This is a genomic window from Aquirufa beregesia, from assembly GCF_011090385.1.
Classification (GTDB): domain Bacteria; phylum Bacteroidota; class Bacteroidia; order Cytophagales; family Spirosomataceae; genus Aquirufa; species Aquirufa beregesia.
This window is the reverse complement of the sequence record NZ_SEWW01000054.1, coordinates 1,860-4,383: the sequence shown is the minus strand read 5'-3', so window position 1 is coordinate 4,383 and position 2,524 is coordinate 1,860. Positions and strand designations below refer to the sequence as shown.

Genomic DNA, 2,524 nt, shown 5'->3' with positions numbered 1-2,524 from the left:
TAGGGATTAGAATTCCAGTACAAGAAGGGTGGTATTTCAACGTTGGCTCCCCGATGCCTAGCGACACCGGCTCATAGCCTCCCACCTATCCTACACATCCAGTACCAAAACTCAATGCTAAGCTATAGTAAAGGTTCATGGGGTCTTTCCGTCCCGTTGCGGGTAAACGGCATCTTCACCGTTACTACAATTTCACCGAGCTCACGGCTGAGACAGTGCCCAGATCGTTACACCATTCGTGCAGGTCGGAACTTACCCGACAAGGAATTTCGCTACCTTAGGACCGTTATAGTTACGGCCGCCGTTTACTGGGGCTTCAGTTCAATGCTTCGCCTTGCGGCTAACATCCCCCCTTAACCTTCCAGCACCGGGCAGGTGTCAGGCCTTATACGTCATCTTTCGATTTTGCAAAGCCATGTGTTTTTGTTAAACAGTCGCCTGGGCCATTTCTCTGCGGCCTCGATTACTCGAGGCTCCCTTTATCCCGAAGTTACAGGGTTAATTTGCCGAGTTCCTTAGCCGTGATTCACTCGAGCGCCTTAGAATATTCTTCTCGACCACCTGTGTCGGTTTACGGTACGGGTTACTTATTAGTTATACACGCCTAGACTTTTCTTGGAAGATCACTCGCTACACTCGTTTTGGCATTGCTGCCGCCTCTCAAAGACACTATTCCGTCAGTATCTGGTAACCCATTCTCTCCGTCATCTATTTGCCCAATAAGTAAGTACAGGAATATTAACCTGTTGTGCATTAGGTTGTCGCTCTCGCTAGACCCTTAGCCCCCGACTAACCCTCAGTTGATTAGCATAGCTGAGGAAACCTTAGTCTTTCGGCGTGAGGGTTTCTCGCCCTCATTATCGTTACTCATGCCTACATTTGCTTTTCTGATCGCTCCAGCCAAGCTCGTCGCTCAACCTTCGCCGCAATCAGAATGCTCCCCTACCAGTATATAAATATAATCCAAAGCTTCGGTACTTTACTTGATGCCCGTTTATTATCGATGCCCGCCTCGCTCGACCAGTGAGCTGTTACGCACTCTTTAAATGAATAGCTGCTTCCAAGCTAACATCCTGGCTGTCACTGCAATCAGACTTCCTTAGTTCAACTTAGTAAAGATTTTGGGACCTTAGCTGTTGGTCTGGGTTCTTTCCCTCTCGGATTGGGACCTTAGCACCCCAACCCTCACTCCCGGGTATATTTTAAGCCATTCAGAGTTCGTCAGGATTTGGTAGGATTTGACTCCCCCTAGTCCTATCGGTAGCTTTACCTGCTTAAAACTTGACCCCGAGGCTGTTCCTAAAAACATTTCGGGGAGTACGAGCTATTTCTCAGTTTGATTGGCCTTTCACCCCTACCCACAAGTCATCCAAATACTTTTCAACGTAAACTGGTTCGGTCCTCCACTCCGTTTTACCGGAGCTTCAACCTGCTCATGGGTAGATCACAAAGTTTCGCGTCTACTCCCACTGACTAAGCGCCCTATTCAGACTCGCTTTCGCTCCGGCTGCTCACATCTATGTGATTAACCTCGCCAGTGAAAGTAACTCGTAGGCTCATTATGCAAAAGGCACGCCGTCACCCCACGAAAGGGCTCCGACCGCTTGTAAGCGTATGGTTTCAGGGTCTTTTCACCCCCTTACTCAGGGTACTTTTCACCTTTCCTTCACAGTACTCGTTCACTATCGGTCTCTTGGTAGTATTTAGCCTTACCGGATGGTGCCGGCAGATTCAAAGGGGATTTCTCCGGTCCCCCCCTACTCAGGATACTCCTACAATGAAATAAACTTACCAATACAGGGCTCTCACCTTCTACGGCCCGCCTTCCCAGACAGTTCTCGTTCATTTAATCCATCGATATCGAAGTCCTACAACCCCAGTCTTGCCGCAACAACACTGGTTTGGGCTAATCCGCGTTCGCTCGCCACTACTTACGGAATCACTTTTGTTTTCTCTTCCTCTGCTTACTTAGATGTTTCAGTTCAGCAGGTTTGCCTTCTATTTAAATAGAATACTAGATCTTCAATCTAGTGGGTTGCCCCATTCGGAAATCTTCGGATTAAGGGTCTTGTGCACCTCCCCGAAGCTTATCGCAGCTTAACACGTCCTTCTTCGCCTCCAAGAGCCTAGGCATCCCCCATACGCCCTTATTTCACTTACTCTCTAATATCTTCATGCCCGAAGGCAATCGCTATCTATTTTTGCTCTTACTCTTTACTTTATTCTCACAATATGTCAAAGAACCTTGTGTAATCTCTTAGTAGTTGCCTACCAATCAATTACATCGTTTCCCTATTTCCTTACTTCCGTTGAAGTAGGAGGGAGGCAATACTTAAAGGATAAATTATAAATGATGAATTATACATCATCGTTTATCTTTTAAGTTCTACTCTAATGTTTTCATTAAACTCGTTCGCTTAATGTTTTTACTCTAAGTGGACAATAAAGGATTCAACGCAGAATGCAATTCCGTTGACCCCTGCTATTAATCTCTGTTATTCAACAGTGTGGAGAATAACGGATT

Annotated in this window: 1 rRNA gene; it reads right to left on the bottom strand. The window is 46.5% G+C overall.

Annotated elements, in window-relative coordinates:
- Window positions 1–2,161: ribosomal RNA gene (locus EWU23_RS13865) — 23S ribosomal RNA — on the bottom strand; the annotation flags it as partial.
- Window positions 2,162–2,524: the final 363 nt, after the last annotated feature.